Annotated in this window: 4 protein-coding genes and 2 pseudogenes; 4 read left to right on the top strand and 2 right to left on the bottom strand. The window is 61.0% G+C overall.

The window, feature by feature from the left end:
* Together HMPREF2756_RS04585 and HMPREF2756_RS04580 are read left to right on the top strand one after the other, a co-directional pair.
* Positions 1-421 (top strand): hypothetical protein (locus HMPREF2756_RS04585; RefSeq protein WP_210393522.1); only part of this gene is annotated, 421 nt, incomplete at its 5' end.
* Between the two features lie 74 nt (positions 422-495).
* Positions 496-1,440, top strand: a complete 945-nt coding sequence (locus HMPREF2756_RS04580) for a hypothetical protein (RefSeq protein WP_070618780.1) — start codon at positions 496-498, stop codon at positions 1,438-1,440.
* Positions 1,441-1,561: 121 nt separating this feature from the next.
* Here HMPREF2756_RS04580 and HMPREF2756_RS04575 read toward each other — a convergent pair whose 3' ends face one another.
* Positions 1,562-2,164, bottom strand: a complete 603-nt coding sequence (locus HMPREF2756_RS04575) for a DUF1269 domain-containing protein (protein ID WP_070618777.1) — start codon at positions 2,162-2,164, stop codon at positions 1,562-1,564.
* 173 nt (positions 2,165-2,337) lie between these two features.
* Between HMPREF2756_RS04575 and HMPREF2756_RS10990 the strand changes: the two are divergent.
* Positions 2,338-2,762, top strand: a pseudogene (locus HMPREF2756_RS10990) (ribonucleotide-diphosphate reductase subunit beta); the annotation flags it as partial.
* A 9-nt stretch (positions 2,763-2,771) separates the two neighbouring features.
* On the opposite strand, the pseudogene HMPREF2756_RS10985 reads toward HMPREF2756_RS10990, so the two are convergent.
* Positions 2,772-3,257 (bottom strand): annotated as a pseudogene (locus HMPREF2756_RS10985) (restriction endonuclease); the annotation flags it as partial.
* 307 nt (positions 3,258-3,564) lie between these two features.
* On the opposite strand from HMPREF2756_RS10985, the gene HMPREF2756_RS04565 reads away from it, so the two are divergent.
* Entirely contained in the window at positions 3,565-4,506 is a 942-nt protein-coding gene (locus HMPREF2756_RS04565) for a hypothetical protein (protein WP_070618771.1), read from the top strand.
* Positions 4,507-4,643 lie beyond the last annotated feature (137 nt).

Here is a 4,643-nt window from a genome sequence, read left to right as displayed (position 1 = left end):
GGAAGCAGCTCCCGCCTCGCTGGGGCTGCTTTGCTTCATCTCCCATGCCAAGGGTAAGGACCTCACATCTGTGCCAATCAAGCGTGCGCTGGAAGCCATTCCTTCCGACAAGCGGTATGGGGCAGTCCTGAGCCTGGAGGCGGAGAATTATAACAGTCACCAGGCCCGTCTCATATTCAAGAAATGGGTCAATGACTGGCAGGATGAGGATGTTCAGTCCGACGCCGCGGTTCTTGCCATAGTACTAGGAAACCAGGTGCTCCAGAGGGTGGAGCTGCTTACCTCGGTGGAAAGCAAGGTCCAGCCCAGGGTGGTTGGCTTTGACATGAAGTCCGGCACTGTGGTCGGCCAGGGAAATCCACCTGAGAAGGGGGCGCCCATCCTTGCCGCGGCCCAGCAGATGGTTGCCTCGGCATCCTGATGGGTCCGAACTCGAGGGCGTCTCTGTCTGACGTGCACATGCCAGACATCATCAAGGGAAGGACAGTGAGGTCGATGAGTGTTCGACGTCGTGAGGTGCTGGCAGTGGGCGCAGTGTCTCTTGCTTTCGGGGTGGGTGGGTGTTCACCATTCGCTCTGGCTCTCAGCAAGAAGAAGAGGAAGGTGCGCAAGTATCTATCCGGTCTTGATGGTGTCACGTCCGTTGAGGTTGATGTGGATCCGGGGCTCGTGACTGACGATCGCTGGGATGTGGCCGTCAACCTCAAGGGTGATCCTGGGCAGGATTCAGTCCTCGCAATCATTCGCAATGCTCGAAACGAGGTAGTGAATCTGGTTGATTCCGACAAGGTGGAGCTTGATGTCACATGGACCCAGGGCGCGACGTCGATGTCCTGTCATCTGCCAACCGACGACCTTGAGAAGGCTGTGCCGGCTGTCATGAAGGTGGTCACCTCGGAGGTAGAGAGCGTGGAGATCTCCTGGGATAGAATCCGGCTACGCTACCATGGCGTGAAAACCCTTCCGGACAACTTCATTCTTCCGCTAACGTCTCCGGTTGTCGGTGTTGGTCCACTCAAGACCGAGCAGAATATTGTTGTGGGCTCATCCAATTGTTATATCACTCATTTTAAAGGCGTTGATCTCACCTCCGTGCCGATCAAGAGCGTCCTTGATGCCATCCCGGCAGACAAACGAGTTAATGCGATGGTGGACCTGGATGCGCATAATGATCTCAACCAGGTGACCCAGCTGAGAGTGTGGGGACTCGGTGAGTACGGAAAGGGTGTGGAGGTTGGCGCCGCAGCGCCGGTTCTGGCGGCTGCCCTGGGAAATCGGACTCTTCAGAGGGTCGAGCTGGCCACCGCGCCGAACGACGACTACGACTCTGAGGTCGTCGCCTTCGAGATGAACGGCGGTGCCGTGGTCGGCCAGGGTGACCCGCCTGAGAAGGGTGCGCCCATCCTTGCCGCCGCCCAGCAGCCGGACGCTTCGTCGTAAGGTATCTGCGAGAGGGCTTGCATCCTTGGGGCGTGCCGACCGTTCTCCCCACCAGTGCCAATGACGACGGGCTGCACGCATCGAGACATCGATGCGTGCAGCCCGCTTTAAAGTGTTGTGCTCAGCGCTTGAAGTGCTCCTTGAGATCAGCGACTCGCTTGTCCCATGCTTCTTTGCGCTCTTCGCGGCGTTTGTCGCGAATGGTACGGCGTGCCTCGCGATCCGCTGCTTCTGCAGCTGCTTCGGCGGCCTCGAGTTCGGCCAGCACCTCGGAGACGGGGCGGCGGACCACAGTTCCACCCAACTTCGTTGAGATGTTGTCAAGCACCTCGGGCGTCACCTCAGATACCTGGGCGAGGATGGCCGTTGTTCCGGGAGCGACGCGGGCGCTGAGGTCGCCGAGGACGGTCTCACGCTTGTCAGCATGGTCGATGTCTCTCAGGCTTCCGATAACGGAACCTGAACCCCATCCCAGGAGCATGCCGAGTGGGCCGCCGAGCAGACCGACAATCAGGCCGATGAGACCCCCAGTTGCCGTGCCCTCGCCGATCGTCGCGTCCGATCCCTCCGCCAGGTGCAGGTGTCCGTCCTCCTCGCGTTCCGCGATGAGTGCTGAGACGACGTCGATTCTCCCTTCCGCGGAGGCTTGGCGGAGGTCACTGAGAACTTCGTACGCCTTGGAGGACTCGGTGAAGGTAATGACGACTACGCTCTGGTTGGTCAAAATGCTCTCCTTTCGTGGTGCAGTCTGATGTCACCATCGTATCATACAAGTGGTTTGAATCTTGATGGCCCCGGCGTGGCGGGCACCACAGCCCTCTTCGGGCGGGCGTCACTGCCGGCCGGCGGTCTCATCGGTAGCATGAGGCCGGATCACCCAAACCCCGGGAGGAACTGATGCACGAGCCCATCAAGCTGGTCGACCGCGTCCAGGCCATCAACTGGAACCGCCTGACCGACGACAAGGACCTCGAGGTCTGGGACCGCCTCACCGGCAACTTCTGGCTGCCCGAGAAGGTGCCGCTGTCCAATGACGTGCAGTCCTGGACCACCCTCAACGAGGCCGAGAAGAACATGACCACCCGCGTCTTCACCGGTCTGACGCTGCTGGACAGGATCCAGGGCACGGTCGGCGCGGTCTCCCTCATCCCGGACGCCCGCACCCCCCCCACGAGGAGGCGGTGCTCACCAACATCGCCTTCATGGAGTCGGTCCACGCCCGCTCCTACTCCTCGATCTTCTCCACCCTCATCTCGACGGCGGAGATCGACGAGGCCTTCCGCAATGCGAAGGGACGTGAAGGTCTTGCCGGTGCCGCACGCCATGATGAGCTTGCCCCGGTCCGCCGTGGACAGTCCGGCAGTCACCGCGTCCAGGGCTCGCTTCTGGTGCTCGCGCAGGCTCTTACCGCCGGTGCGCACCATAACCTCGGGGGTCTCCAGGCTGAAGGAGTCCCAGTCGATCGTGGAGTTGAACAGGTCCTCCAGGCCGATCCGGGAGACCAGGATGGCCTGACGAGACACCGTCTCCTCCGCGGCAGAGTTCCAGTGCTCCGTTGTGGACACGAACAGTCGGGAGGTGAACTCTCCCGTCCCCGACTCCGCCAGGAAGGAGTCGACGTCGCCCTTGGTGATGACGCCCGTGTCGGGGTCATAGAACTTGCACTGGACGGCGCACAGCTCGCCGGTTTCGCGCTCGCGGGCCACCAGGTCGATGCCGCGGTCCGGGCGCGCGCCCCGCTCCGGCCAGTCGCTCCACATCCACACCTCGTCAAAGCGCTCCGCGTAGCGCGGATCCGTGAGAAGGAACTGGCGCACCAGGCGCTCGAAGGCCGTTCCCTTGCCGCGTTGCGTCCGCGTGTCGAAGTACAGGCCGTCCAGGATCACTTTGATGCGCGACTGACTCGCAGGGGAAGCATACGGTGAGAAAGGTGGGGTGCTGCCGCCATGAGACCACGCGTGACGGGACTGTGTCGGAGCCGCGCGGGCTGGGCAGGGGAACGATCCCCATCCCGTGCGTCGGAGCGAGGACCTAAGGTGGCACCATGGCTCATCGTCGACGCAACATCCTCCGCTTCCTGTTCACCGCGCTCTTCCTGGCGCGTCCGGGTGAATCGGTCCGGTTGTGATGGGGCTGGTGGGAGGAAAGGGCCTCCCGAGGCGCACGATTCTGGTCGGCGCCGGAGTTTTGGCACTGCTGGCGATGTCGGGCTGTGGGTCGCTGACCCCGGGAAATATCCAGGCTCGCCGTCGGATCAAGCAGTCCTTGAAGAGCTTCCCTGCTGTCAAGTCAGTGAACGCGGAGGTGGAATACAACTTCGAAATAGGTGACTCCTGGACGGTCCTGATCGTTCTCAACGATGATCCCGGGCGAGAAGAGATTCTCGCTGTCCTCAAAGACGCCTATCGTCTGGTCAAAGAGGCTGTGGGGAGGAATTACGTCAGACTGTCGGCGTCCTGGAAGCAGAATGGCGCCTCTGTGTCGTGGTCTCTCTCGGAGAACGAGCCGAATGAGGCGGCGCTCGATTATCTTCGGGATCTGGCGAAGCCTAGCATGAAGTCCATGGATGGTGGAGGTCGTCATATCTCGGTGAGTCGAGGTGAAGTAAAGGAGTTCCCAGCTGATGTGATCATGACGCCACGATCTGGCGTCGGTGTGGATGACAGTTTTGATCTCGGTGGCACGACGATTAAGGTGCGTGCCGACACTGTTGATTTCAGTTCTGTTCCGCTCCGTGAGGTGGTGGACGCCATCGATTCAAAGTATCGGAAGGAGGCCAGGGTTGAATTGACGGATGACCATCACGTGTATGAGAAGCCGACACTCGAGGTTTCTGCTTTTGGGACGGTGTCGGAAGGCCTCGATGCCACCGCAGCGGCGAAAGTGCTCAATATCGTCTCAGGGAATCAGGCTCTTCAGTCACTTTACGTCTCGACCGTGTCGGACCAGAGCTCTGGTGGGACGGAAGGCGTGCGCTTCCAGATGGATGCGGGTGCCTTCGATGCCGGATACCCACCCGAGGAGGGCGCGAAGGTTCGGGCAGCGGCCCGGGAGTCCGCTTCTTAGCCGTGACGGGAGTGTGAATCTGATGGTTCCCTGTGACAGGAGAGTGCGGCAGGAGCTCTCGACGCAACGGAGTGGGGTCTGATGAATGCTCGACGTCGTGAGGCGCTGGCTTACTTCTGTGAATCGTAGTCGAGCTT

The sequence above is a fragment of the Rothia sp. HMSC067H10 genome, assembly GCF_001810635.1.
Taxonomy (GTDB): Bacteria; Actinomycetota; Actinomycetes; order Actinomycetales; family Micrococcaceae; genus Rothia; species Rothia dentocariosa.
The sequence above is the reverse complement of the archived record's forward strand: the minus strand, read 5'-3'. Positions and strand labels throughout refer to the sequence as shown.